Genomic DNA, 25,723 nt, shown 5'->3' with positions numbered 1-25,723 from the left:
ACGTCCGGATGATTTGCGCACAGTGCGGTGCTTCGCCATCGAATCCCCTCGAGATGTCATTGCGTTCCGTCCGCGTGGGCCTCCCACTTCCGCACCGGACGGCGTGAATTCAGCAAAACGTAGCGCACACCACGTCATGATCAACAGACGCGTGCGCAAACTCGAAACGCGGTCTGCGCGAAGTCAAATACTCGCGGGGTCAGGCGCCGATCAGCCGGTCGCGGCGTCGGCGTCCGCGGCCTGCTCAGACGGCTTGGACGGCTCGGCCTCGTCGGTGGCCTTGTCATCCGTATCCGCGTCCCGCGCGGTCGTCTTCTTCGACGTCCCGGTCGTCAACCGGTTGATCGTGTTCTTGATGACGGTGCCGATGTGGTTCGACCGCCGTGTCCGCGGCGCGGTGGACTCGTCGGCATTGAGCTCAACGGTCTCGTCCTCGGTCGGCTGGACTTCCTGGCGCGGTCTGCGGTTGTTGTCCGGATCGGCGAGATTGCGCAGGAACGTCGCGGTCTCGCGCGGGGTGGGCAGCAGCGCGGCCGGCCGGTAGACGTCCGGATTCGCCAGCGGATCGTTACCGGGATAGCCGAAGTTGACGATGTCGGTCAGCGGATCCTCGATCGCGTCGGCGAACCGGTTGCCGGCCTCGCCGCCGTACGTGCGCAGCGGTTGCAGCAGCGGCAGGCCGTCGCGGCGGTAGCTGATGTAGGTGGTCTGGCCGACCTTCTTGATGACGACCGTCTTGCCGTCGATCTCGGCGGTGATCTGCTGGCCGTCGGTCAGTTCGGTGGGGCATCCGCCCGCGCACTGCGCGCCGCTGAGGTCGAGGTCGCCCTCCGGGTCGACCGGAAGGTTCACCTCGTTCTGGTTCAGCCGGTTGTCGAAGTACGTCGCCAACGAATTCGCCATCGCGAACGGGTTCAGCACGTAGGCCGGGGTGTTGCCGTTGATGTCGTACTCGTAGCCGACGTCGATCACCTGCGCGCCCGGTGACGTCGGTGTCGGCAGCGGGTTGACCCCGATGACCGCGAACACCGGGTAGCGGGTGCCGAACCCGCCGTTGGGGCGGGCGACGCTGTTGTCGAGGACGTAGACGGCGTTGGTGGCGACGGGGTCGTCGCCGCCGGTCGCGTCGAGGTAGGTGAGGAGCAGGCTGACGTTCGCCGCACCCCAACCCGAGGACATCACGATGTTCGCGTCGTCGGTGCGGGAGGTGAGCGCGTCGTACACACCGAACGGGCCGGTGAAGAAGTTCACCGTCACCTGATCGTCCTGGGCGAACTTGCCGCGGTAGAAGTCCTCGATGCCCGCACCGGTCGGATTGGTCGAGCTGCCCTCGGTGATCAGGGCCGACAGGTCGTACATGGTGGAGGCGACGGTCTCCGGGTGCACGACTGCGACACCACCCGCGGCGACGACGCTGGCGACGATGACACTGCTGAACGCGGCGGGCAGCACCGCCCGGCGAAGCCGTCCGCGCGGTGTGCGGTCAGCGGTCGGCCGGCACGGCTCCGCGCGGTGGTTCGCCATCGATTCCCCTCGTACCCGACCGTCCGTCGCGGGTCTCCCCATCCCGACCGGACGCTGTGAATTCAGCAAACAATAGCGCACCGCGCCCGGGTTCGAGGAGAAGTTACCGCCGGCGGCGGGACGTCAGGTAGTCGCCGACAACGGCGGCGCCGAGTCCGTCGAGGTCGGGCACCACCACCCGGCCGCCCACGCGGCGGGCGACCTGGTCGATGAACCGCGCGAGGCCGGGGTCGGTGCCCAACCGGAAGATCGTCACCTGGGCGCCGAGGCGGGCGACCTCGTCGAAGCCGCGCACGGTGTGGGCGATGGTCCGCGGATGCGGCGGGTAATCGAAAAACACCTGTGCGCCGTCACGTCCGCCGAAGTCCTCGAGGTGGGCGGTCGGCTCCCCGTCGGTGACCACGAGGATGACCGGCTGGGCGTTGGGGTGCCGGCGCAGATGCCGGGTGGCCAGCGCCAGCGCGTGGTGCAGGTTGGTGCCCTGTTCGTAGACGCCCTCGAGCCCGGTCAGTTCGGCCGCGGTCACCGTCCTGGCGTACCGGCCGAACGCGACGATCTGCAGTGCGTCCGAACGGAACCGGGTGCTCACCAGATGGTTGAGCGCCAGCGCGGTCCGCTTCATGGGCAGCCACCGGTTCTCCATCACCATCGAGAACGAGGTGTCGACGAGCAGCGCCACCGCGGCCTGCGTCCTGGTCTCGGTCTCGGAGATCTCGACGTCGTCGACGGTGATGCTCACCGGGATCTCGCGTACGCTCGAACCCGCTTGGCGCAGAACGGCGTTGGTGAGCGTGCGGGTGACGTTCCACGGTTCGGTGTCGCCGAACTGCCAGGGCCGGGTGGCTCCCGTCAGCTCGCCGGCGGCGCCCGCCCTGCGGGTGTCGCGTTCACCGTGGCGGCCCGAAAGCTGTTGCGCCACATCGCGTAGCGCGGCCTGCCCGAGCTGACGCATGGCCTTCGGCGACAGCCGCCATTTCCCGTCGGACCCGCGGTCGAGGAAGCCCTGGTTCATCAGGGCGCGTTCGAGTTCGGCCAGCGTCCGCGCGTCGACGGCGGCCTGGTCACCGAGCTGGCGGGCCAGCGCGTCGAGGTCGACGTCGTCCATCGTGGCGCCCGCGTAGCTCTGCGACAGCTGCTCGGCGAGCTGTTCGAGCTCACCGATGTCGGCAAGCGCCTGCGCGCCCTCCCCCATCCCCAGCGGGTTGTCGCCGGAGAACTCCGAGGACCCCGACCAGTCCTCACCTGGGCGCGCCGCCTGTAGATGGGAGTCGAGTTTGTTGAGCGCGTTCATCAGCGACGGCGAGCCGAATGCCTGCTGCGCCAGCGCATCCAGCTCGGCGCGCTGGTCCGGGGAGAGGCTGTTGCGGAAGCGCTGTGCGGCCGCGGCGCGTTTGGCCAGCGAGTCGAGGAGTTCGTCGACGTTGCGCGGATTCTCCGGGAAGAACTCGCCGTGCTTGGCCATGAAATCGTCGAAATCCTGTTGCGAATCCTGGCCGTTCGCATGCTTGTCCAACAGCTCGTTGAGGTCGTCGAGCATGTCGTTGACGCGCTGGCGGTCCTCGTCGGTGGCGTTCTCCAGCGCCTCCTTCATGCCGGCGAACCGCTGGTCGAGCATCTCGCGGCCGAGCAGATCCTTGATCTGGTCGTACTTCTCGCGGGCCTCGGGGCTGCGCCACTGGTAGTCCGACAATTCCTGGACGGCCTTGGCCGGCGACGGGGACAGCGCCTCGATCTGCATCTCGGAGAACCGCGCGTCGTCGTCGAGGGCGCGGGCGAGTTCCTTGCGTTCGGCGAGCACCGCCTCGTCGAGCAGCTTCTTGATCTCCTGCAGGGTGCCGTCGAGGTTGTTGCGCTTCAACAGTTCCCGGCGCCGCCGGTTGGCCTCGGCGGCCAGCCGGTCGGCCCCGCGCATGTTCTTGGTGCCGCGCCGCAGCAGTTCGGACAGCGCCCGCCGCGGCGAGCTGCCCTCCATCACGTCCTCACCGATCTGCTCGAGCGCCTCGCGCAGATCCACCGGCGGGGCAAGCGGATCCGGCCCGCCGGTATAACGGGAGTACCGGGATGACCGGCCGTGTCCCTTGTGCGCGCGGGCATCAGCCATAGACGGTTTCGCCCTCTCCGGAGACCTTGTCGATCCGCTTGGCCAGGTACAGCGCCTCGAGCGCCAGTTCGACGGCGGCGGCGCGTTCACCGTCGGTCTGCGCGCCCAGCCGGGTGGCGATCGCGTCGATCACCGGCAGGTCCGGCAGCGCGGCCAGCACGTCCTTGGCGGACACACGTTCACCCGTCGTCACCGGGGAACCCTCCTCGACCGCCGCGACGAGCGGCCCGACGTCGAGACCACCGAGCAACCGCTGCGCGGTGTCGGCGGTGGCGCGGCGCAGCAGGTGCTCGAGCACCACCTGCTCACGACCCTCTTCACCGGATTCGAACTCGAGCTTGCCGCGCAGCACGTCGACGACGGTGCCGAGGTCGACCACGCGGGCGACCGGCTCCTGCTCCCCGAGGATCGTCGAGCGGTGCCGGGCGGCCGCGGCGACGGTCTCGGCCGCGGCGATCGCGAACCGCGCGGAGACGCCCGAACGCTGATCCACCGAACTCGATTCGCGCAGGTTGCGGGCGAAGCGGGCGAGGATCTGCAGCAGGTGGTCGGGGACGGCCGCCGCGAGCTGCGCCTCCTGGGTGATGACGCCGACCTCCGCGTCGAGCTGCAGCGGATAGTGCGTGCGGATCTCGGCGCCGAACCGGTCCTTGAGCGGGGTGATGATGCGACCGCGGTTGGTGTAGTCCTCCGGGTTCGCGCTGGCGACGACGAGGACGTCGAGCGGCAGCCGCAGCGTGTAGCCGCGGACCTGGATGTCGCGCTCCTCCATCACGTTGAGCATCGACACCTGGATGCGCTCGGCGAGGTCGGGCAGCTCGTTGACCGCGACGATGCCGCGGTGTGCGCGGGGGATCAGGCCGTAGGCGATGGTCTCCGGGTCGCCGAGGCTGCGGCCCTCGGCCACCTTGATCGGGTCGATGTCGCCGACCAGGTCGGCCACGCTGGTGTCCGGGGTGGCGAGTTTCTCGGTGTACCGCTCGCTGCGGTGGCGCCAGGCCACCTTCAGGTCGTCGCCCGAATCGGCAACCCGCCGGATGGATTCGGGGGTGATCGGGGTGTACGGGTGCTCGCCCAGTTCCGACCCCTCGATGACGGGCGTCCACTCGTCGAGCAGTCCGGTCAGCGCGCGCAGCAGCCGGGTCTTGCCCTGGCCGCGCTCACCGAGCAGCACGATGTCGTGTCCGGCGATCAAAGCCCGCTCGAGTTGCGGGATCACCGTGTCCTCGAAACCCAGGATCCCGGGCCACATGTCGCGGCCCTCGGCCAATCCGGCCAGCAGGTTCTCCTGGATTTCCTGTTTGACGCCCCGCTCGCGATGGCCGGAGGCGCGTAGTTCGCCGACGGTCCGGGGCAGATCATGGGGTTGGGTCACCACACCACGCTACGACTGCGCGGCGGATGGGGCACTGCTTCCCCCGTGAGCGAATAATGACGTCGGCCTCAGGACGGGTGCTCCGCCACGTGGGTCCGGGCGTGCGCGATCGCGTCGTCGAGCGAGTCCATCAGGTGGTTCTCGTGGCGGAGCGAGTCCAGCACACCGACGCTGGTGATCATGTTCAGGTGCTCGGGGCGCACCCCCTTGATGATCACCGTGATGCCGCGGGCCTCAAGTTCGGCGGTGATCTCCGCCAGGGTGCGGGCGCCGGTGGCGTCGAGCATGCCCAGCTGCGACATCCGGATGATCACGACGCGGATCCCGGCGGCTGCGGGACCCCCGGGGGTCCCGAAGGCCTCGGCGATCTCGGTGGAGATGCGTTCGGCGGCCCCGAAGAACATCGCCCCGTCGAGCCTCAGCAGCGCGATGTGCTCGTCTCCGTCGCGATTCGGACCCGGCAGCTGCTCGCGGGTGACGCTGCTGCGGCCTGCCACGTTGCGCAGCGCGAAGAAGGCCGCGGCGAGCACGCCGATCATCACCGCCTCGATGAGATCGAAGCTGACCGTGATCACCGCGGTCACCACGAACGTCAATGCGTCCGAACGCCCCGACCGCAGGATCGACCGGACCGTGGCCGCCGAGATCATCCGGAACGAGGTCACCATGAGCACACCCGCCAACGCGGCCAGGGGAATTTGCGACACCGGACCGCTGAGCAGATAGACCACACCGAGCAGGACGACGGAATGCACGATCGCGGCGACCCGGGTGCGCGCACCCGAACGGACGTTGACCGCGGTCCTGGCGATCGCGCCGGTCGCGGGCATCCCACCGAACACCCCGGATGCGACCGACGCCAGACCCTGCCCGAGCAGTTCGCGGTCGGGGTCGTACGGGCCCGTCGGCGACATCGTCGCCGCCACCCGGGCCGACAGCAGCGATTCGATGGCGGCCAGCGCGGCGACGGTGACCGCGGCGCTCAACAGCGTCCGCAGTGAATCGACGTCGACCGTCGGCAGTACCGGTGCGGGCAGGTGCGACGGCAGCTCACCGATCGCCGCCACCGGCACGTGCAGTGCGATCACGCCGATCGTCGCGCCGACGACCGCGAGCAGCGAGGCCGGTGCGCCGGGATGCAGCCGGGGCAGCGCGACCATCACCACGGCGACGAAGCCCACGACCACGAGCGTCTTCGCCGCGGCGGCCCAGTCGGCGTGGGTGAGGACGTGCAGCGCGGTGGTCAGGGTCCGGCCGCCGGCGGGTGCGGAGACGCCGAGGGCCGCGGGCAGTTGCTGCGCGAAGATGATCACCGCGATGCCGAGCGTGAACCCCTCGATCACCGGCCAGGGGATGAAGGTGACCGTCCGGCCCAGGCCCGCGATCCCGCAGCCCGCCACGAGCAGGCCGGCGACCACGGTCACCAGCGCGACACTGCCCAGACCGTGGGCGGCGACGATGGGCGCCAGGACCACCGCCATGGCGCCGGTGGGTCCGGACACCTGGACGTGGGACCCCCCGAACACCGCCGCGACCACCCCGGCGACGACGGCGGTGATAAGTCCGGCCGCCGCGCCGACCCCCGAGCTGATGCCGAACGCCAGTGCCAGCGGCAGGGCGACCACGCCGACGGTGACCCCCGCCAGCACGTCGCGCCGCCAGGAGGTCGGCAGGTCGGCGTAGTCGGACCGGCGGGGCAGCAACCGTGCGGGGTTCACGAGTCGGACCGCAGCGGTGGCAGCGACGCCAGCGTGTCGAGTTGGGCGCGCTGGGCGTCGAGGGTGTCGGCCAGGAACGTCCGCGCGATCACCAGCAGTTCGCGGATCTTCGGGTGAGCGAGCCGGTAGTAGACGGCGTTCCCGCTGCGCTGCGCGCTGACGACGTGGTGGCGTTTGAGCACGGCGAGGTGCTGGGAGAGCACGGTGGGTTCGACGTCGATCGCCGACAGCATCTCGCTGACCGGGGTGGGCTGCTCCCCGGCGCTGAGCACCTCGAGGATGCGGATCCGCGCGGGGTGGGCCAGCGCCTTGAACAGATTCGCCTTGATCTCGTAGAGCGGCTGTTCGGGCGGATCCTCGTGCACTGTGACGCCTTCGGTGTGAATGGATTGACCGATTGATGAATTGCATCAATTCGCAATCCAGCATAGCGGCCGATCGGACCGATTCCCCCGTCGGCGTCGGTGATCATCGTCACGAGCAAACCGCACCGGGCCGGTAGTCTGCGGCCATGCCGTTGGAAACCGGTCAGGTCTTCGCGGGCTACACCATCGTGCGACTGGTCGGCACCGGCGGCATGGGTGAGGTCTATCTGGCGCAGCATCCCCGGCTGCCACGCCAGGACGCGCTCAAGGTGCTGCCCGCGTCGTTCTCGGCCGACGACGAGTACCGGCACCGGTTCAGCCGCGAGGCCGATCTGGCCGCCGCGCTGTGGCACCCGCACATCGTCGGGGTGCACGACCGCGGCGAGTACGACGGCCGGCTGTGGATCTCGATGGATTTCGTCGACGGCCACGACGCCGCCCGCCTGCTCGTCGACCGGCATCCGAACGGGCTGCCCGCCGCCGACGTCATCGAGATCGTCACCGCCGTCGCCGATGCGCTCGACTACGCCCACCAGCGCCAACTGCTGCACCGCGACGTCAAACCGGCCAACATCCTCATCACCGGTCCCGACCGGGCGCGCCGGCGGATCCTGCTCGCCGACTTCGGCATTGCCCGCCACGCCGAGGACAACACCGGCCTGACGTCGTCGAACATCGCGGTCGGGTCGATGAGCTACAGCGCGCCCGAGCAGCTGATGGGCCATCCGATCGACGGCCGCGCCGACCAGTACTCACTGGCCGCGACGGCCTACCGGCTGTTCACCGGCAGCCCGCCGTTCCCGCACAGCAACCCCGCGGTGATCATCAGCCACCACCTCAACACACCGCCGCCGCGCCTCGGCGACACCCGGCCGGAGTTGCGGGCCTTCGACGCGGCGATGACGCGCGCACTGGCGAAGGATCCGGCGGCACGCTTCGGTTCCTGCCACGACTTCGCCGTCGCGCTGGCGCAGGCGACCGGCAGCCCGGCCGCGCCGCCGTCACCGGCCACCGCACCGCCCGGGCCCGTCGGCCCGCCGCCCGGCGTCTCCTATCCGGGGCCGCCGATCTCGGCGCCGCCCGCCCAGCCGCAGATGGGGGCGGCGGGTCCGCCGGTGATGGTCTCGCCGTGGATGCCCAGCGGCGCCCCCTATCCCGGTGCCCAATACGGGCCGGCACAGGGACAGCCGCCGCCGCGCCGCCGCGGCCTGATCGTCGCCGGCGCCATCCTCGCCGTCATCCTGCTGGTCGCCGCGGTGGTCTCGGTGGTCTCGGTGGTCGCGGTGAGCGGATCCGACGACGACAGCACACCGAACCCCGCCACGACAACCACGACCACGAGGTCCCGTACGGCCCCCACCACGACACGGCCCACCGCGACGTCGGCGCGTCCCAACCGGTCGGCGTACACGATCGCCGACTACATCCGGGACAACCGCATCGTCGAGGTGCCGATCCCCCGCGAGACCCCCGACGCGCCGGTCGTCACGCTGCCGATCCCGCCCGGCTGGTCCGACGCGGGTCCGCGCGCGCCGTCGTGGGCGTATTCGGCGATGGTGTTCGACGGGCTGCCCGCCAACGTCGACCCGCCGACGGTGATCTCCCTGATGTCCAGGCTGTCCGGCGACGTCGACCCCGCGCGGATCTTCGAGTACGCGCCCAACGAACTGAAGACGTTGCCCGCCGCCCGCACCGGCATCGCCGGCCCCATCAAGCTCTCCGGATACGACGCGGTCCAGGTCGAGGGCACCTACGAGCGCGACGGCAGACCGCGGGCGACGTGGCAGAAGACCGCCGTCGTCGACACCGCCGACGGGCTGTTCATCCTGCAGGTCAACGGCGACGCGCCCGCGGCCGAAAGCCGGCTCATCACCGACGTGGGTGCGGTCATCGACCAGCAGACGACGATCGCGCCTTGAGCGTTCCCACCCGACAGTTGCGCGGGGACGTTTGCGGGGTCAAGCTGCAATTGTCGATGTCATCACCAAGCCGACGTCGGCCGTCAGTTCGAGGGGGTTCATGACCGGCGCAATGCGCGAATGGTGGCGCCAACCAGACCACTACTACTGGCTCACCGCATTCCTCGCGGCTCGCGGCGCGCAACGCGGTATCTGTCGCATGGTCGCGGGGTCGCTCGTCGGATTCGCTGTCGTCCTGCTGGTGTCGATGTTCAGTCCGGCGGGACCGACGGGCCTGGCCGGGCGCATCGGGACGGCGGTCATCGCGGTGGCCCTCATCGGCATGGCGATCGGCTGGTGGCGCGAGGGCTGGCCCAGCCAACGTCAGTCAGCCGGGTTCGTGGTCGCAGGCGCGCTGGCGATCGGCGTCGGGTGTCTGATCAAAGCCGATCCGTTCAACGGGATGTTCGGCGCGGCGACGTTCGCGGTCCTCGCCGGCTACATCGCGTTCTTCCACACGCCGAAGATGATGGCGTTCAACTTCGTGGTGGCGCTGCTCACCTCGACGGTGCTCGCCGTGCGGGTGGCGCTCGACGGCGATCCGGCGCTGGCGATCTCGACGCTGATCTTCCTGGTCATCCTCTACGTCGCGACCCCGTCGGTGTGTCATGCGCTGGTCCACCTGCTGGGCATCGACGTCCTCAACGCCGACATCGACCCGCTGACCGGCCTCTACAACCGCGATGCCTTCGACCGCGCCGCCGCGGCCTACATCAGCTCGCGCAACCGCGACGACGACCGGTTCTTCGTCCTCGTCGTCGTGGACCTGGACAACTTCGCGCTGCTCACCCAGGCCAAGGGCCGGCAGGCCGGCGAGCGGGCGCGGGTCGCCGCGGCGCAGACCCTGCGGGAGACCACGCGGCAGAACGCGGTGATCGCCCACCTACCCGAGACCGAGTTCCTGATCGCCGACAGCTTCCCGACGACCGACAGTTCAGCGCTCGTCGAGCGGGTGCGCAGTGCGATCCGCACCACCCCGCCGCGGACGTCGGCGAGTATCGGCGTGGTGAGCACGCCGATGCAGGGGCTCGTGGAACGCCCACCGGAGGAGGTCCTCGACGAGTTGCTCGAGCTCGCCCGTTCGGCAGTCGTCGTGGCCCGCCGGGCCGGCGGCAATCAGGCGCACCACATCAACTGCCCACCGCTGCGGGCGCTCGAAGACGACGAACCACCGCTCTAAGCCGTTGCGCCGGTCAGTGCGCGAAGTGCCGCGCGCCGGTCAGGTAGAGCGAGATACCGGCCTTGGCCGCCGCCTCGGTCACCACGTCGTCGCGCATGGATCCGCCGGGGTGCACGATCGCCTTCACCCCAGCCTCGGTGAGCGTCTCCAGCCCGTCGGGGAACGGGAAGAACGCATCCGACGCCGCCACCGCGCCGCGCACCCGGTCACCGGCCCTCTGCACCGCCAGCCGCGCCGCGTCGACGCGGTTGACCTGCCCCATCCCGACGCCCACGGTGGCGCCGTCGGCGACCACGACGATGGCGTTGGACTTCACCGCGCGGCAGCTGCGCCAGGCGAACTTCAAGTTGGCCAGCGTCGCCGGATCGGCGGGCTCACCCGTTGCGAGGATCCAGTTGACCGGGTCGTCGCCGTCGGCGTCGAGCGCATCGCGCTGCTGCAGCAGCAGACCACCGCTGATCGGCCGGAGTTCGGTGCCGGTCGTCGGCGGTTGCGCCGCCACCAGGATGCGGATGTTCTTCTTGCGGGACAGGATCTCGACGGCGCCGGGCTCGTAGGCCGGGGCGACGATGACCTCGGTGAAGATGTCGGCGACGGTCTCGGCCATCTCGACGCTCACGGAGCTGTTCGTCGCGATCACCCCGCCGAACGCCGACAGCGGGTCACACTCGTGGGCCTTGCGGTGCGCGTCGGCGACCGACACCGACGAGATCGCGATACCGCACGGGTTGGCGTGCTTGATGATCGCGACGCAGATCTCCTCGTGGTCGAACGCCGCCCGCCACGCCGCATCGGCGTCGGTGTAGTTGTTGTACGACATCTCCTTGCCGTGCAACTGCTCGGCCTGCGCCAGCCCCGGCCACGCGGTGGCGTCGCGGTAGAGCGCCGCCTGCTGATGGGGGTTCTCGCCGTAGCGCAGCACCGCGGCACGCCGCCAGGTGCCGCCCACCCAGGCGGGCAGCTTCTGCGCGGGCTCCTCGGGCGCCAGCGTCGAACCCATCCACGACGCCACCGCCACGTCGTATTCGGCGGTGTGCCGGAATGCCAACGACGCCAGGATCTTTCGTTCGGCAAGCGTGAAGCCGCCGGTTCGGACCGCGGCCAGCACACCGTCGTAACCGTTCGGTTCGACGACCACCGCCACGCTCGGGTGGTTCTTGGCGGCCGCGCGCACCATCGACGGGCCGCCGATGTCGATCTGCTCCACGCACTCGTCGACCGACGCGCCGGACTCGACAGTCTCGCTGAACGGGTAGAGGTTGACCACCACGAGGTCGAACGGCGCGATGCCGAGTTTCGCCAGCGCCTCGACGTGCTCGGGTTTGCGGGTGTCGGCGAGCAGGCCGGCGTGGATGTGCGGATGGAGCGTCTTGACGCGCCCGTCGAGCACTTCGGGGAACCCGGTCACGAACTCGACCGGTGTGACCGGAATGCCTTTGTCAGCAATGGTTTTCGCGGTGGAGCCGGTCGACACGATGTCGACGCCGGCCTCGTGCAGTCCGCGCGCCAGGTCGATCAGCCCGGTCTTGTCGTAAACGCTGATCAGTGCGCGCCGGATCGGCCTCTTCGCCCCGGCCTGCCCTTGGTCACCGCTCATCCTATGGTCGCCTTTCGTCCGGTCCAGGTCACGCCGCGCTGCGCCATCGCGGCCAGGACATCCACCAGCAGTCGTCGTTCGACCACCTTGATGCGCTCGTGCAGGGTCGCCTCGTCGTCGCCGTCGCGCACCGCGACGGCTTCCTGGGCGAGGATCGGCCCGGTGTCCATCCCCGCGTCGACCAGGTGCACGGTGCAGCCGGTGACCCGGACACCGTAGGCCAGCGAGTCGGCGACGGCGTGGGCGCCGGGGAATGCGGGCAGCAGGGCTGGGTGGGTGTTGACCACCCGGCCGGGGAAGCGGTTGAGGAACTCGGGGCCGAGGATCTTCATGAAGCCGGCGGACACCACAAGGTCGGGTTCGTGTTCTGCGGTCGCCGCGGTGACCGCGGCGTCCCACGCGGTGCGGTCGGGGTACTCCCCGAGCCGGACGGTGTAGGTGGGCACCTGCGCGGCGGCCGCGATGTCGAGCGCGGCGCAGGTCCGGTCGGTCCCGACGGCGACCACCCGCGCCGGATAGTCGTCGACGGTGGATTCGAGCAGCGAGGCGAGCAGCGATCCGGTGCCCGATGCGAGCACGACCAGCCGTGCAGGTGCGCTCGGAGGCACACGAAGCGGTTGCTGCACGCGCAGCAGCCTAGTCGGCTCAGCGCCGCGGCTCGCCGTCGGTAGGTGCACTGTCGGTGGGGGGACTGCCCGCGTCGTCGACGATGAAGTGTTCCTCGGGGTCCAGCGCCGGGTCGGGCTCACCGGGGACCGGTTCTGCCACCGGTTCCGCGGTGACCGGTTCGGGGGCGGCCGCGACGGGGTCGACGATCGGTCCGGTCTCGGCGTCGTCGAGATCCTGCTCGGGCGCGGCTTCGGGTTCGGGTTCCGGCTCGGGTTCGGTCACGCGGACGCGCCGCGGCCGGCGGACGATGCCGCCGGACATCGCCACGGTCAGCCCGCCGATCACCATGAACCAGAGGAAGACCCCCGGCCCGAAAGTGGTCTGGTCGACTCCCACCTGGCCGAAGTTGCCGAGCCGTCCGCCGCCGGCCTCGCCGAGCAGCGCCATGGTCAGCGCCGCGACGGCCGACGCGACGACCAGCTTCGCCGCCGCAATGTGGATGGGTGCCGGTCTGCGGGCGACCTGCTGACCGACCGCGACCGCGGCGGCGGCGCCGACGATCAGCAACGCCACCCAGACCGGTCCCAGTGGCGGTTCCGGAACCGCCGCCAGCACGGGCAGCGCCGGCACGTCCCCGCCGAGGACCGTGAACGAACTGAACGTCGCCAGCCCGATGTGCGCGCTGGAACCGACCGCCACCGCCGCCGCGCCGACGACGACGTTGGGCAGGTACAGCAGCGACAGCACCGTCAGGCTGAACTGCCCGAACACCGAATCGGTGATCGCGAACAGTTCGTGCATGGTCGACCAGTGCACGACCAGCGATCCCGCGATGACCACACCGCACAGACCGGCGAGCGCGAGCACACCGGCGGCGGCCGCCCGGAATGCGTCGGGCAGCCAGTCGGGCAGCGGTGAGGTCAGCACCGTGCGGCGTCCCACCCGCGACGCCACGCCGATCGCGGCGCCGATGAGGTGCACGACCAGCACCCCGCCGAACGCGCGCAGCGCCGACGGGGTCTGCAGTTCGGTGAGCACCGAGGCGGCGTCGTGGATGACGGCCAGCGCGATCGCGGCGATCAGCAGCGGCCCGCCCAGCGCGGAGGCCACCACCCACCGGGTGACGAACCACGAGCCGTGTGGCGGCGTCGCGGCCGCGGTGGTGCGGGCGGTCCCCCACACCATCATCAGCGCGGGCATCAACGGCATCGCGCCGAGCTCACTGCCCCCGATCGAGATCGGTACCAGATGCACGCCCAGCCACATGCTCGCGATGGCGCCGAAGGCACCCGTCATATCGCTGTTGGCGATGAGCAGCTGCAGCAGCGTCACCGCCGCGATGACGACGAGTGCCACGACGGACGGCCCGAACGCGACCCGCAACAGCTCGCGGGCCTGGCGGGTGCCGACCGGCCGGTTGTCCACTAACTGGGCCCCTCGCACAGGCTGGCGTGCGCGTTGGTCACGCACGCGCGGTCGGTTTTACGAGGGGTTCTGGCCGGACTGCTGCGACGTCGGCGGCTGCTGTCCCTGTCCGGAACCGCCCTGGGCGGAACCGCCACCCTGCTGCTGGGGCTGACCGTAGGTCGGGAATCCGGTGGGAGGGGTCGGCGGACCGCTCTGCTGTCCCGAGCTCTGGAAGCCGCCGGTCGACGGTCCACCCGCGCCGGGGTAGCCGCCGCCGTACTGCGACGGGTACCCGGGACGCTGCTGCTGCGGGGCCTGCTGGTGCGAGCCGGTGTGAAGCTGCTGAGGCTGGTGCGCTCCCGAGTGCGGCTGACCGTAGTAGGGGCCCGGGCCGCCGTACTGACCGTACTGCTGCTGGTCGTACTTGGGCCGCGGCGTGGGCGGGGTCAGGACACCGGTGTCGAAGAGCAGTGCGGCGACGGCCGATCCGGCCTGCAGCAGCGACAGCACGATCAGTGCGTAGAGCGCCCAGCCGATCGAGGCCTCGGACGGCTTGTTGATCAGCTCGGCGATGACGAGCAGCAACGCGAGCACCGACAGCACGGCCGCGATGGCGACGTAGGTGCGGCCCTTGGACAGCAGCGTCACACCGGCCAGCAGGCCGGCGGTGAGCGCCGAGATGACCGCGAGCCCGATGCCGAGCGTCGAACCGCTGACGGTGCCACCCTGGCCGAGGAAGTCCGACGCGCTGACCTCGAAGATCGGCCCGAAGTTGCAGAGGTAGACGAGCAGGCCGAGGGCTGCGACCACCATGAGCAGGTAGGCGGGCAGCTTGTTGGGGCCCTCGCCGGCGGCGGGCTGTTCGGGCACCTTGCCGAAATGCTGCGTCGGTGCCGAGAACTGTGTGGTGGGCTGATTGGCCGGTGGAAATCCGGGGCTACCGGGTGAGTAGGTCATGACCTCTCCTGTGCTGATCGGGCGTCTGACGTGGGCAACACGTGCGCATGAACACGGACCACCTGAGCAATTCGCTCTCCCACGCTAGCGCACCCACGCTCGTACCCGGCGCACGACGGTGTCTAACCGCTGTGCCGTTGCGGCGTCACACCGTGGCGAGCGCCGGGGCGTCGGCCGAGGAGGCATCGGATGCTTCGATCTCGCGCACCAGCGGCAGCACCCGGGCACCGAAGTACTCGATCTCCTCCTGGAAGTGCAGGAAGCCGCCGAGGATCAGGTCGACACCGCGTTTGCGGTATGCCGCAATGCGTTCCGCGATCTGCTCGGGCGTGCCGATCAGCTGGGTGCGGAAGCCGTCGTTGTACTGGACCAGATCCTCGAAGGAGGAATCCGCCCACATTCCCTTCTTGTCGGCCGTCGAGTTCCCGGCCTGCTGGACGGCGCTGCGGAAGCCCTCGACGGCCGGCTTGTTGGCCTTCTCAATGATCTCCCGCAGGGTGTCCTTCGCCTCCTTCTCGGTGTCGCGGGCGATGATGAACCCGTTCAGTCCGACCTTGACCTCGCGGCCCACCTCACGGGCGTGGTCACGCACCTCGACGATCTGTTCGGTGATGCCGTCGAAGTCCTTGCCGTTGGAGAAGTACCAGTCGGCGTAGCGGCCGCCGTTGCGCCGCGCGGCGGTGGAGTTGCCGCCCTGGAAGAGCTCCGGGTTGGGCCGCTCGGGGGTGTTGACCGGTTTCGGCTTGAGGGTGAAGTCGTGGATGCGGTAGAAGTCGCCGCGGAAGTCCACGTCGTCCTCGGTCCAGATCTTGCGCAGCACCTGCAGGAACTCGGCGCTGCGGCGGTAGCGCTCGTCGTGTTCGAGCCACGGTTCGCCAAGGTGGGTGAACTCGTGCTTGAACCAGCCGGAGACGACGTTGACGGCAAACCGGCCGCCCGACAGCTGGTCGGCGGTGGCGCCGAGCTTGGCGAGCACCGCGGGCTGCCAGAGGCCCGGGTGCACGGCGGCGATCACCTTGAGCCGCTCGGTGGCCAGCAGCAGCGCCAGGCTGAAGCTGGTCGATTCGTGCTGGTATTCGGCGCCGTAGCTGGCTTCGTAGCGGACCTGGCTCAACGCGTATTCGAAGCCGTTGTTCTCCGCGGTCTGGGCGAGTTTCTTGTTGTACTCGTAGTTCCAGTCGGTGCGCTGTTCGATGGTGCTGGTCACCAGGCCGCCACTGACGTTGGGCACCCAGTAGGCGAACTTGACGTGGTCGGCGATGCGTTCGGTGCTCATGGATCCATGGCAGCAACCGCCGCGACCGCCGTCACCCATATGGATCGCGGTGAACTTATCCGTGCTTGCCCTTCTTACTAGAACACGTTCTAATTCCTGCATGGACTTCGGGCTCGTACTCTTCACCAGTGACCGCGGTATCGCCCCGGCCACGGCCGCCAAGCTGGCCGACGACCACGGCTTCCGCACCTTCTACGTGCCCGAGCACACCCACATCCCGATCAAGCGCGAGGCCGCCCACCCGACGACGGGTGACGAGACCCTGCCCGACGACCGCTACATGCGCACCCTCGACCCGTGGGTGTCGCTGGGCACGGCGTGTGCGGTGACCTCGCGGGTGCGACTGTCGACGGCGGTGGCGCTGCCCGTCGAGCACGACCCGATCACGCTGGCGAAGTCGATCGCCACGCTCGACCACCTGTCCGGTGGCCGGGTCAGCCTCGGTGTCGGATTCGGTTGGAACACAGACGAATTGGCCGACCACAACGTCCCGCCCGGCCGCCGTCGCACGATGCTGCGCGAATACCTCGAGGCGATGCGGGCGCTGTGGACCCAGGAGGAGGCGTCCTACGAGGGCGAGTTCGTGAACTTCGGGCCGAGCTGGGCGTGGCCGAAGCCGGTGCAGGCCCACATCCCGGTGCTGGTCGGCGCGGCCGGCACGGAGAAGAACTTCAAGTGGATCGCGAAGTCCGCCGACGGCTGGATCACCACACCGCGCGACTTCGACATCGACGCCCCGGTCAAGCTGCTGCAGGACACCTGGGCCGGCGCCGGTCGCGACGGCGCACCCCAGATCGTCGCCCTGGACTTCAAGCCGGATCCGGACAAGCTGGCGCGCTGGCGTGAGCTCGGGGTGACCGAGGTGCTGTTCGGACTGCCGGACAAGAGCGAGGCCGAGGTCGCGGCGTACGTCGAGCGGTTGGCAGGCAAGCTCTCCGCGCTGGTGTGAGTTGCGCCGAAACTGCTCAGAGATCGCGTTCGCGGCGCCGGACGTGATCTGGCAGCAGTCTCGGCGCGCGGTTACGCCGACGTCGCGCGGTTCTTGTCCCCGTCGGGCCGCACCTCGATGGCCGCACCCAACGGGTCGCCGTCGCTCATCAGCGCCACCAGGTCGTCGTCCTCGCTGATCGCCAGGAAGCGGCTGCCGTCGGCGTCGAGTCGGCCGATGATGATGCCGGTGCGCACGGGCCAGTCGTAACGCACCGAATACGTCTCGACGGTGCCGCGGCCGTCGGCGTGACGGGTGACCGGCACCTTCGGCAACCCGGCGATGTCGGCCTGCAGTTCCTTGCTCCGGTCGGCGGCCCAGTCGGCGGGTTCGGTCGAGTACACACCGACCGAATACTTGCTCATCACACCGCCGTTCGCGCCGACGAGCCCGTACGAACCCGGGTTGTCGCGCATCGCGGCGACGGTCTCGGCGATCCCGTGCAGCGAGTAACTGTTGCCGGGGCCGCCGAAGTACGGCAGCCCGCCGGTGAGCGTCAGCCCGCGCGGATCGTCTGCGTCCAAACCGAATTCGTCGCACACCGCGAACACCGGGAACGGGAAGCAGCTGTACAGGTCGAAGGTTGCGACGTCGTCGATGCCGATACCCGCGACCCGAAGCGCTTCGGCCACAGCCTGTTTCGCCGACACGCTGACGCCGAGCCGCTCGCGGTCCAGCAGGTCCTGTTCGGTCTGGTCGGCGTGCCCGCGCAGGTACACCCACTTCCCCTCGGGCACCCCGAGCCGGCGCGCCGCCGCCACCGACATGACGATGGCCGCCGCGCCCTGATTCACGGTGTCGCGGGCGACCAGCAGGCGCGGATACGGATCGCAGATCATCCGGTTCTCGTCGGTGACCGTGACGATCTCGTCGACCGAGCGTTCCACCGGCGAGGACGAGTAGGGATTCTTCGCGGCCACCGCCGAGAAGGGGGCGAACAGTTCGGCCATCTCGCGGCGGTATTCGGCGACGCCGAGGCCCTTTGCGGCGCGCCGGGCGTTGTCGAGCAGACCGTACTGGACGGGGGCGCCGGTCAGCCCGTGCGCGACGGTGTAGTCGCTCATGTACTGCTCGAACCCGTAGCCGCGGTCCTCGAGCTGACCGCCCACGCGTTCGGTGAAGTCCGGCTTCTGGTCGCGCTTGGCGAAGTACTTCGCCGTCGACCCCGGTTCGGAGCCGACGACGAGCGCCACCTCGATGTCGCCTGCCGCGATCGCCCCGGCGAACTCCGTCATCAACTTCTGCGGGCCGTTGCCGCCGATCGATTCGAGCACCGCGCGCGCCGGATCGGCGCCCACCCGCTTCGCGACCGAGCGCAGGTAGTTGTCCGAGGCACCGAGTGGCGGATCGGCGAACGGGGTGCAGATCTCGAACTGCCGCAGCCCGGCGAACACCTCGATCGCCTGCGCGACGGCGCCGGTATCGGCGCCGGTGTCACTCAGCGCAGCGCGCGTGGCCTCGGTCGCCAGGTCCACCGCCGACATACCGCGGTAGCCGTCGTCGTCGATGCGTTCGGTGAACTGCCCCACCCCGACGATGACCGGCGTACGCGGATCGACCATGACAAACCTCCTGGCAGGTGTTGCTTCGCCAGGCTAATAGAACGTGTTCCGGTTTGGCGAACCGGCCCACCCGTACAACGAGACTGCGGCCAGATCGGGAATCCCGGAGGATTCGTGATCTGGCCGCAGTCTCGGCGAAAAGTCGCTACTGGTTCTGCAGGATCTCCCGGGCGAGCTGCGCGGTCTCCGACGGGGTCTTGCCGACCTTCACGCCTGCCGCCTCGAGCGCTTCCTTCTTGGCCGCCGCGGTGCCCGACGAACCGGACACGATGGCACCGGCGTGGCCCATCGTCTTGCCCTCCGGAGCGGTGAAGCCCGCGACATAGCCGACGACCGGCTTGGAGACGTTGTCCTTGATGTAATCGGCCGCCCGCTCCTCGGCGTCGCCGCCGATCTCACCGATCATCACGATGACCTTGGTCTCGGGATCCTTCTCGAACGCCTCGATCGCGTCGATGTGCGTGGTGCCGATGACCGGGTCGCCGCCGATGCCGATCGCGGTCGAGAAGCCGAAGTCACGCAGCTCGTACATCATCTGGTAGGTCAGCGTGCCGGACTTCGACACCAGGCCGACCGGGCCGGAGCCGGTGATGTTGGCCGGCGTGATGCCGGCCAGCGCCTCACCGGGGGTGATGATGCCGGGGCAGTTGGGGCCGATGATGCGGGTCTTCTGCCCCTTCTCGACGTTGTAGGCCCACGCGTAGGCGGTGTCCTGCACCGGGATGCCCTCGGTGATCACCACGAGCAGCGGGATCTCGGCGTCGATGGCCTCGATGATCGCGTCCTTGGCGAACTTCGGCGGGACGAAGACCACCGACACGTCGGCGCCGGTCTCCTTCATCGCCTCGCCGACGCTGCCGAACACCGGCAGCTCGACGTCCTTGCCGTCCTTGTCGACGTGGCTGACGGTGGTCCCCGCCTTGCGGGCGTTGACCCCGCCGACCAGCTGGGTGCCGGCCTTGAGCATCAGCGCGGTGTGCTTGGTGCCCTCACCGCCGGTGATGCCCTGGACGATGACCTTGGAGTCCTTGTTCAGAAAGATCGACATTGCAGGTCCCTTACTTGTTCGCCAGCTCGGCGGCCTTGTCGGCGCCCTCGTCCATGGTCTGCGCCAGCACCACCAGCGGGTGGTTGGCGTCGGCGAGGATCTTGCGACCCTCCTCGACGCGGTTGCCGTCGAGGCGCACCACGAGCGGCTTGTTGGCTTCCTCGCCGAGGATCTCGAGCGCCTTGACGATGCCGTTGGCGACGGCGTCGCACGCCGTGATGCCGCCGAAGACGTTGACGAACACACTCTTGACCTGGCTGTCGTTCAGGATGACGTCGAGACCGTTGGCCATCACCTCGGCCGAGGCGCCGCCGCCGATGTCGAGGAAGTTGGCCGGCTTGACGCCGTTGTGCTTCTCACCCGCGTAGGCGACCACGTCGAGCGTCGACATGACCAGGCCCGCGCCGTTGCCGATGATGCCGACCTGCCCGTCGAGTTTGACGTAGTTGAGGTCGTTCTCCTTGGCCTTGAGCTCCAGCGGATCGGTCGCGTCGCGGTCCTCGAACTCGGCGTGCTCCGGATGACGGAAGTCGGCGTTCGCGTCGAGGGTGACCTTGCCGTCGAGCGCCAGGATCTGATCGTCGGGCGTGCGCACCAGGGGGTTGACCTCCACCAGGGTGGCGTCCTCGCCGACGAACACCTCCCACAGCTTGGCGATGGTCACCGCGGCGGCATCGAGCACCTCGGCGGGCAGGTGGCCCTTCTCGGCGATCTCGCGCGCGAAGGCCTCGTCGACACCCTTGGTGGCGTCGACGGGGATGCGGGCCAGGCGGTCGGGCTTGGTGGCGGCGACCTCTTCGATCTCCACACCGCCCTCGACCGAGCACATGGCCAGGTAGGTGCGGTTGGCGCGGTCGAGGAGGAAGGAGATGTAGTACTCCTCCGCGATGTCGCTGGCCTCGGCGACCAGGAGCTTCTTCACGACATGGCCCTTGATGTCGAGGCCGAGGATGTTCTGCGCGTGGGTGAAGGCGTCGTCTGCGGTGGCGGCGTACTTCACGCCACCGGCCTTACCGCGGCCGCCGACCTTGACCTGGGCCTTGACCATCACGGGTTTGCCGATCTCCTCGGCGATCGCCTTGGCGTCTTCGGCGGTGTCGGTCACCCGGCCAGGCGTGGTCGGGACGTTGTGCTTGGCGAACAGCTCCTTCGCCTGGTACTCGAAAAGGTCCATGGACTCACTGTCTGTCTGCGTTGACGGTCACGATATTTCGAAGGTTTGCACCCAGGGGGCTCGTGGGAACCTTATCCACACCGGCTCAGCCGGTCGTCACCGCCCACCGCGGATGTGGGAGATCTCACCGCGCCGCCAACGTGATACACCTCACAAATTCCGCTGGTTCGCTCCCCTGGGTTGCCACGCTCATTGGGATTTGGTTAACGTGCCATCTGGTCTTGATAGGTAACGGTCAGATCACGACAAAGGATTCTTCAGGTTGGCAGCGCATCGTTCGTCCCGGTCCCGCGAGGGAGCCTCGACGAATGCTCGCCAGCGGCAAGGCGTTTCGATCCCCGCTGAGCGCCCCGCAGAAGTCACCGACATCATCCCGTTCAACGAGTTCGGCGATCTGGACGACATCGACTTCCGGGACAGCACCGCCTTCGACCGGGACTCGCAAATAATCCGCGCCCCTGAACTCGACGATCTGCACGACACCGACGACCTGATTCCGCTGCGGCTGGCGATCCCCGCGCAGTTCCGCGCCGAGGGTGACGCCGACACTCCGCGCAGGTCCCGCGCCTACCGCGAAAGCCACACCGACGTCAGCGACGGCGCCGCCGCCACCGACATCATCGACCTCCGTGGACGCCGCGCCGCCCACCGCAAGGAGGCCGAGGGCCCGATCAAGAGCCGTCTGGTGATCGCCGCGATGGCCGCGGGCGCGACCGCCGCCGGCGCCTACTCGATGACGCAGAACACCGCTCCGGCCACCACCGACACGGTGCTGGCGTCGGGTGAGACGACCGTCGAGGGTGCGTCCATCTCCGGATCCGTCGACGGTATGCAGATCGTGTCGGTGGCCTCGACCGCCAACACCGCCGTGCACCACGAGGAGATCCAGAAGGCAGCCGCCTTCGCCCAGGAGCGCGCCGAACGCGAGGCGCGCCAGATGAGGCCCCTCTACGTGATGCCGACGAAGGGTGTCTGGACGTCCGGCTTCGGCTACCGCTGGGGTGTGCTGCACGGCGGCATCGACATCGCCGGGCCGATCGGCACGCCGATCCTCGCCGCCGCCGACGGTGTCGTGATCGACGTCGGCCCGACCGCCGGTTACGGCGCCTGGGTCAAGCTGCGCCACGCCGACGGCACGGTGACGCTCTACGGTCACCTGAACACGTGGTCGGTGAGCATGGGCGAGCAGGTCATGGCCGGTGACCAGATCGCGACGATGGGCAACCGCGGTAACTCGACCGGCCCGCACCTGCACTTCGAGGTGATGGTCGGCGGTTCGAACCGCATCGATCCGGTGGGGTGGCTGTCCAAGCGGGGCATCTCCACCGGCAGCTATGTTGGCTGAGTGAGTTCAGCTGACTCGACTGGCCGACCAGACGACTCGCCTCCTCAGCACGACCCCGAGACGCGCATCATCCGCCGTCACCCGACCGGCGCCCAGCCCGTCGTGCCGAGCGCCCAGCAGACCGGCATCATCCGCCGTCACCCGACCGGCGAACTGCCCGCGGTAGCCCACGACCCGCAGACCAGCTACATCGAACCGCCCGCGGTCGAGGACGGTGCGCAGACGTCGTACATCCCGCGCCCCCGGCCGGTGGAGATCCCCGCTACCACGTTCGTCGCGCATCCGCGCACCGCGATCGCCGCGGCGGTGCTCACGATCGTGTCCGGATGGGCCACCGCCGTCATCGCCACCGATCTGATCGCGGGCTGGTGGCGGACCGACCAATTGTTCTGTGTGGCAATCGGGTTCCTCACGACGATCTCGGCGGCCGCGTCCATCGGCGGGCTCGTCATGTTGCTTCTGCGCCGCCGGATGAGCCGGCTGCTCGTCGTCGTCGGATGCGTCATCGGGCTGCTGATCTTCGGCAGCCTGTTCGTCGCCGGCGCGAAATTCCCCTGGATCGTCTACGCAATCCCGGTGCTGCCGGTGGCGGCGATCGCGCTGACGCTGCTGCCCAGCACGGGCCGGTGGGCCCAGTCCGGTTAGAGCTTCTGCACCGGGGCGTGGTTGTGCATCAGCTTGACGCGTCCGGCGCTGCCGAAGTCGATCAGTGACATCGCGGATTCGCCGACGCCCGAGACCTCTTCGACGCGGCCCAGTCCGTACTTGTCGTGGTTGATGCGGTCACCCGGTTCGAGCACGATCAGCGGCTTCTTACCGCCACCCGAGCGCATCGGCGACGGGCGCGGTGCCCCGAAACCCGTACCGGAGGAGCCCGACGACATCCGGCCGGGCGCGCTGAACGACGGTGTCGGATCGGTGCGCCGCCAGTCGATGAGCTCCTGCGGGATCTCCCGCAGGAACCGCGACTCCGGGTTGAGCATGGGTTGCCCCCACGACGAGCGCACCTTGGCCCGGCTGAGATAGAGCCGTTGCCGGGCCCGGGTGATGCCGACGTAGGCCAGCCGGCGTTCCTCGGACAGTTCGTTGGGATCGCCGAGTGCCCGCATGTGCGGGAACATGCCGTCCTCCCAGCCGGTGACGAACACGACGGGGAACTCCAGTCCCTTGGCGGTGTGCAGCGTCATCATGGTGACGACGCCCGAGCCGTGCTCGGGGATGTCGTCGGCGTCGGCCACCAGCGACACCCGCTCGAGGAACTGCGCCAGCACACCGGTATCGGGGATGTCCTCGTCGACCGGTTCGTCGAGGTCTTCGGCCAGCGCCGCGGCGTTCGCCCGGTCGATGCTGAACTCGTGTGCGACGCTGACCAATTCGTTGAGGTTGTCCAGCCGCGCGAGATCCTGCGGGTCATTGGACGCCTCGAGCTCCGCGCGGTAGCCGGTGCGGTCGAGCACCGCCTCGACGAGTTCGCCGAGTTCGTCACCGAGGCGGCCGCGCAGATCGTCGAGCATCTGCACGAAACTCGCGATGCACTTCTCCGAGCGGGTGTTGAGCATCGGCACCTTGCCCTCGGCGGCGGCCTGCAGCGCGTCGTTGAAGCTGGCACCGGTGTTCTCGGCGTACACCGCCACACACGCCTCGGCCCGGTCGCCGATCCCGCGCCGCGGGGTGTTGAGGATGCGGCGCATGCTCACCGAGTCGCCGGGGTTGTCGAGCACCCGCAGGTAGGCGACGATGTCGCGGATCTCGCGGCGTTCGTAGAACCGGACGCCGCCGACGACCTTGTACGGGATGCCGGCGCGGATGAACACCTCTTCCAACGCACGGGAGTTGTTGTTGGTCCGGTAGAAGACGGCGAAATCGTTATAGCTGTGGCCGTCATCGGCCAGCCGGTCGATCTCCTGCGCGACGAACCGGGCCTCGTCGTGTTCGTTGTCGGCGACGTAGCCGACGATCAGCTCCCCGTGACCGGAGTCGGTCCACAGCCGCTTCTCGCGCCGGCCGGCGTTGCGGGCGATCACCGAGTTGGCGGCGTTGAGGATGGTCTGGGTGGAGCGGTAGTTCTGCTCGAGCAGGATGGTCGTCGCGTTGGGATAGTCGCGTTCGAAGTCCTCGATGTTGCGGATCGTCGCACCGCGGAACGCGTAGATCGACTGGTCGGCGTCGCCCACCACGCAGAGCTCCGCCGGTGCCACGCCATCGTCATCCGTGTCGTGGGCCCCATGTCCTGCGAGTTCGCGCACCAGCACGTACTGGGCGTGGTTGGTGTCCTGGTATTCGTCGACCAGGATGTGCCGGAACCGGCGGCGGTAGTACTGCGCGATCTGCGGAAAACGTTGCAGCACAGCGACCGTCTCGCCGATCAGGTCGTCGAAGTCCAGCGCGTTGGCGGCGCGCAGCCGGCGCTGGTACTCGGCGTAGACGTCGGCGATGATGCGGGCCAGGTCGTCGGCGGCCTCCGACGCCTCGGCGGCGGCCTGTTCGGGCCCGATCAGCTCGTTCTTCAGGTTCGAGATCCCGTTGGACAGCAGGCGGGGCGAGTACTTCTTGGTGTCCAGGCCCATGTCCTTGCCGATCATCAACAGCAGCCGCCGTGAATCGTCGGCGTCGTAGATCGAGAAGTTGGAGTTCAGCCCGGGCAGCAGCGACGCCTGGTTGCGCAGGATCCGCACACACGTCGAGTGGAACGTCGCCACCCACATGCTCCTGGCGCGCGGGCCGATCAGTCCGACGACGCGTTCGCGCATCTCGGCGGCGGCCTTGTTGGTGAACGTGATGGCCAGCACCTGGCCGACGCCGACGTCGCGGGCGGCCAGCAGGTAGGCGATGCGGCGGGTCAGCACCGCGGTCTTACCCGACCCGGCGCCGGCCACGATCAGCAGCGGCGACCCCTCGTGCAGTACCGCCTGGCGCTGCTGCGGGTTGAGGCCGTCGAGGAGTTCCTCGGCCCTGTCGTCAGGCCGGGATCTCGGTTCAGTCACGTTCACACTCATGTCTGTCCCAACTTACCGCCGCACGGTGACACTCTTTGCGCTGGCACGGCCGCAGGTGGCAGACTGACAACCGTGCTTGACCAGTGGCGATTTTTTTACGGGTACCGGCCTGCGGTGCCCGTGGTCTAGCTGCTTCCTTCAGCCCCGCGGTCCGCATCCGGATCCGGGGCTCTTCTCTTGTGTGAGGCCCGAAACCGGATGAGACCAGAACCCCCACACGAGGAGTCAGAGATGAGCATCGAAACGGATCAGTCGCTCGACATCGACGCGCTGCGTCAGGAGATCGACGAACTCGACGCCGCCATCCTCGCCGCCGTACAGCGGCGCACCGAGGTGTCCAAGATCATCGGCAGGGCGCGGATGGCGTCGGGCGGCACCCGCCTGGTGCACAGCCGTGAGATGAAGGTCATCGAGCGCTACAGCGTGCTCGGCCCCGAGGGCAAAGACCTGGCCATGCTGCTGCTGCGCCTGGGCCGCGGCCGCCTCGGCCACTAGTCAGCGATTTCGGCGTGCGCAGTCGCGCCCAGCGCGACCAGCCACGCC

Annotated in this window: 20 protein-coding genes; 6 read left to right on the top strand and 14 right to left on the bottom strand. The window is 69.0% G+C overall.

The genetic code is table 11. The features are described 5' to 3' along the window. Nucleotides 1–210: 210 nt before the first annotated feature. The 5 genes from G6N49_RS00215 to G6N49_RS00195 all read right to left on the bottom strand — a co-directional run bounded on the left by G6N49_RS00215 (nt 211) and on the right by G6N49_RS00195 (nt 7,083). A complete protein-coding gene (locus tag G6N49_RS00215; protein WP_011561690.1) occupies nt 211–1,524 on the bottom strand; it encodes a PE-PPE domain-containing protein in 1,314 nt (437 codons plus the stop codon). A 103-nt stretch (nt 1,525–1,627) separates the two neighbouring features. Further along, nucleotides 1,628–3,625 carry a VWA domain-containing protein gene (locus G6N49_RS00210; protein WP_011856935.1) on the bottom strand — a complete coding sequence of 666 codons (1,998 nt, stop codon included), beginning with the start codon at nt 3,623–3,625 and terminating at the stop codon, nt 1,628–1,630. Then, complete coding sequence (locus G6N49_RS00205; RefSeq protein WP_041310305.1) at nt 3,618–5,000, bottom strand: sigma 54-interacting transcriptional regulator; 1,383 nt, start codon at nt 4,998–5,000, stop codon at nt 3,618–3,620. The genes G6N49_RS00210 and G6N49_RS00205 overlap by 8 nt, the downstream gene beginning before the upstream one ends. A 68-nt stretch (nt 5,001–5,068) precedes the next feature. Continuing rightward, nucleotides 5,069–6,718 carry a SulP family inorganic anion transporter gene (locus tag G6N49_RS00200; protein WP_011856936.1) on the bottom strand — a complete coding sequence of 550 codons (1,650 nt, stop codon included), beginning with the start codon at nt 6,716–6,718 and terminating at the stop codon, nt 5,069–5,071. Further along, on the bottom strand, nt 6,715–7,083 hold the full coding sequence (locus G6N49_RS00195; protein WP_064916933.1) for an ArsR/SmtB family transcription factor: 369 nt from the start codon (nt 7,081–7,083) through the stop codon (nt 6,715–6,717). Before G6N49_RS00195 ends, G6N49_RS00200 begins: the two co-directional genes overlap by 4 nt. Before the next feature lie 146 nt (nt 7,084–7,229). Here G6N49_RS00195 and G6N49_RS00190 point away from each other — a divergent pair, with 146 nt between their 5' ends. Both G6N49_RS00190 and G6N49_RS00185 read left to right on the top strand, forming a co-directional pair. Further along, a complete protein-coding gene (locus tag G6N49_RS00190; protein WP_083045372.1) occupies nt 7,230–9,002 on the top strand; it encodes an LpqN/LpqT family lipoprotein in 1,773 nt (590 codons plus the stop codon). A gap of 100 nt (nt 9,003–9,102) precedes the next feature. Then, nucleotides 9,103–10,221 (top strand): GGDEF domain-containing protein, encoded by a 1,119-nt coding sequence (locus tag G6N49_RS00185; RefSeq protein ID WP_083045371.1) that lies wholly within the window; start codon nt 9,103–9,105, stop codon nt 10,219–10,221. A gap of 13 nt (nt 10,222–10,234) precedes the next feature. On the opposite strand, the gene purH is transcribed toward G6N49_RS00185, so the two are convergent. The 5 genes from purH to sfnG all read right to left on the bottom strand — a co-directional run bounded on the left by purH (nt 10,235) and on the right by sfnG (nt 16,067). Continuing rightward, nucleotides 10,235–11,818, bottom strand: coding sequence for a bifunctional phosphoribosylaminoimidazolecarboxamide formyltransferase/IMP cyclohydrolase (purH, locus tag G6N49_RS00180; RefSeq protein ID WP_064872369.1), 1,584 nt, complete (start codon nt 11,816–11,818; stop codon nt 10,235–10,237). After that, nucleotides 11,815–12,444 (bottom strand): phosphoribosylglycinamide formyltransferase, encoded by a 630-nt coding sequence (purN, locus tag G6N49_RS00175; RefSeq protein WP_011561698.1) that lies wholly within the window; start codon nt 12,442–12,444, stop codon nt 11,815–11,817. The genes purH and purN overlap by 4 nt, the downstream gene beginning before the upstream one ends. Nucleotides 12,445–12,463: 19 nt before the next feature. Continuing rightward, nucleotides 12,464–13,852 (bottom strand): cell division protein PerM, encoded by a 1,389-nt coding sequence (locus G6N49_RS00170; RefSeq protein ID WP_064872367.1) that lies wholly within the window; start codon nt 13,850–13,852, stop codon nt 12,464–12,466. A 57-nt stretch (nt 13,853–13,909) separates the two neighbouring features. After that, entirely contained in the window at nt 13,910–14,791 is an 882-nt protein-coding gene (locus tag G6N49_RS00165; protein ID WP_064872365.1) for a DUF5336 domain-containing protein, read from the bottom strand. Between the two features lie 145 nt (nt 14,792–14,936). Further along, complete coding sequence (gene sfnG / locus G6N49_RS00160) at nt 14,937–16,067, bottom strand: dimethylsulfone monooxygenase SfnG (protein WP_083045370.1); 1,131 nt, start codon at nt 16,065–16,067, stop codon at nt 14,937–14,939. 100 nt (nt 16,068–16,167) lie between these two features. Between sfnG and G6N49_RS00155 the strand changes: the two genes are divergently transcribed. Beyond that, nucleotides 16,168–17,016, top strand: a complete 849-nt coding sequence (locus G6N49_RS00155; protein WP_011561702.1) for an LLM class F420-dependent oxidoreductase — start codon at nt 16,168–16,170, stop codon at nt 17,014–17,016. Between the two features lie 71 nt (nt 17,017–17,087). Here G6N49_RS00155 and G6N49_RS00150 read toward each other — a convergent pair whose 3' ends face one another. The 3 genes from G6N49_RS00150 to sucC all read right to left on the bottom strand — a co-directional run bounded on the left by G6N49_RS00150 (nt 17,088) and on the right by sucC (nt 20,839). Then, the gene (locus G6N49_RS00150) at nt 17,088–18,617 is read right to left on the bottom strand and encodes an acetyl-CoA acetyltransferase (RefSeq protein WP_083045369.1); all 1,530 of its coding nucleotides are present in this window, start codon (nt 18,615–18,617) and stop codon (nt 17,088–17,090) included. A 145-nt stretch (nt 18,618–18,762) separates the two neighbouring features. Continuing rightward, nucleotides 18,763–19,665, bottom strand: a complete 903-nt coding sequence (gene sucD / locus G6N49_RS00145) for a succinate--CoA ligase subunit alpha (RefSeq protein ID WP_011856942.1) — start codon at nt 19,663–19,665, stop codon at nt 18,763–18,765. 10 nt (nt 19,666–19,675) lie between these two features. Then, nucleotides 19,676–20,839: an ADP-forming succinate--CoA ligase subunit beta gene (sucC, locus tag G6N49_RS00140; RefSeq protein WP_011561705.1), complete on the bottom strand. Its 1,164-nt coding sequence runs from the start codon at nt 20,837–20,839 to the stop codon at nt 19,676–19,678. A 262-nt stretch (nt 20,840–21,101) separates the two neighbouring features. Here sucC and G6N49_RS00135 point away from each other — a divergent pair, with 262 nt between their 5' ends. Together G6N49_RS00135 and G6N49_RS00130 are read left to right on the top strand one after the other, a co-directional pair. Further along, nucleotides 21,102–22,184: a M23 family metallopeptidase gene (locus G6N49_RS00135; protein ID WP_011856943.1), complete on the top strand. Its 1,083-nt coding sequence runs from the start codon at nt 21,102–21,104 to the stop codon at nt 22,182–22,184. After that, nucleotides 22,185–22,829: a hypothetical protein gene (locus G6N49_RS00130; protein ID WP_011856944.1), complete on the top strand. Its 645-nt coding sequence runs from the start codon at nt 22,185–22,187 to the stop codon at nt 22,827–22,829. Here the strand turns inward: G6N49_RS00130 and pcrA are convergent. Continuing rightward, nucleotides 22,826–25,180 (bottom strand): DNA helicase PcrA, encoded by a 2,355-nt coding sequence (pcrA, locus tag G6N49_RS00125; protein WP_064872359.1) that lies wholly within the window; start codon nt 25,178–25,180, stop codon nt 22,826–22,828. The genes G6N49_RS00130 and pcrA overlap by 4 nt on opposite strands. Nucleotides 25,181–25,378: 198 nt before the next feature. Between pcrA and G6N49_RS00120 the strand changes: the two genes are divergently transcribed. Beyond that, nucleotides 25,379–25,675, top strand: coding sequence for a chorismate mutase (locus G6N49_RS00120; protein WP_011561709.1), 297 nt, complete (start codon nt 25,379–25,381; stop codon nt 25,673–25,675). Nucleotides 25,676–25,723 lie beyond the last annotated feature (48 nt).

Source organism: Mycolicibacterium monacense (assembly GCF_010731575.1).
GTDB lineage: Bacteria > Actinomycetota > Actinomycetes > Mycobacteriales > Mycobacteriaceae > Mycobacterium > Mycobacterium monacense.
This window is presented reverse-complemented; position numbering and strand designations above follow the sequence as displayed.

Excerpts from the sequence above, each read along its gene's own strand:
- G6N49_RS00150 (WP_083045369.1), bottom strand. The coding sequence starts at position 18,617 with ATGGTCGATCCGCGTACGCCGGTCATCGTCGGGGTGGGGCAGTTCACC.
- G6N49_RS00210 (WP_011856935.1), bottom strand. The coding sequence starts at position 3,625 with ATGGCTGATGCCCGCGCGCACAAGGGACACGGCCGGTCATCCCGGTAC.
- G6N49_RS00190 (WP_083045372.1), top strand. The coding sequence starts at position 7,230 with ATGCCGTTGGAAACCGGTCAGGTCTTCGCGGGCTACACCATCGTGCGA.
- purH (WP_064872369.1), bottom strand. The coding sequence starts at position 11,818 with ATGAGCGGTGACCAAGGGCAGGCCGGGGCGAAGAGGCCGATCCGGCGC.
- sucC (WP_011561705.1), bottom strand. The coding sequence starts at position 20,839 with ATGGACCTTTTCGAGTACCAGGCGAAGGAGCTGTTCGCCAAGCACAAC.
- G6N49_RS00165 (WP_064872365.1), bottom strand. The coding sequence starts at position 14,791 with ATGACCTACTCACCCGGTAGCCCCGGATTTCCACCGGCCAATCAGCCC.
- G6N49_RS00215 (WP_011561690.1), bottom strand. The coding sequence starts at position 1,524 with ATGGCGAACCACCGCGCGGAGCCGTGCCGGCCGACCGCTGACCGCACA.
- G6N49_RS00120 (WP_011561709.1), top strand. The coding sequence starts at position 25,379 with ATGAGACCAGAACCCCCACACGAGGAGTCAGAGATGAGCATCGAAACG.
- pcrA (WP_064872359.1), bottom strand. The coding sequence starts at position 25,180 with ATGAGTGTGAACGTGACTGAACCGAGATCCCGGCCTGACGACAGGGCC.
- sucD (WP_011856942.1), bottom strand. The coding sequence starts at position 19,665 with ATGTCGATCTTTCTGAACAAGGACTCCAAGGTCATCGTCCAGGGCATC.
- sfnG (WP_083045370.1), bottom strand. The coding sequence starts at position 16,067 with ATGAGCACCGAACGCATCGCCGACCACGTCAAGTTCGCCTACTGGGTG.
- G6N49_RS00185 (WP_083045371.1), top strand. The coding sequence starts at position 9,103 with ATGACCGGCGCAATGCGCGAATGGTGGCGCCAACCAGACCACTACTAC.
- G6N49_RS00155 (WP_011561702.1), top strand. The coding sequence starts at position 16,168 with ATGGACTTCGGGCTCGTACTCTTCACCAGTGACCGCGGTATCGCCCCG.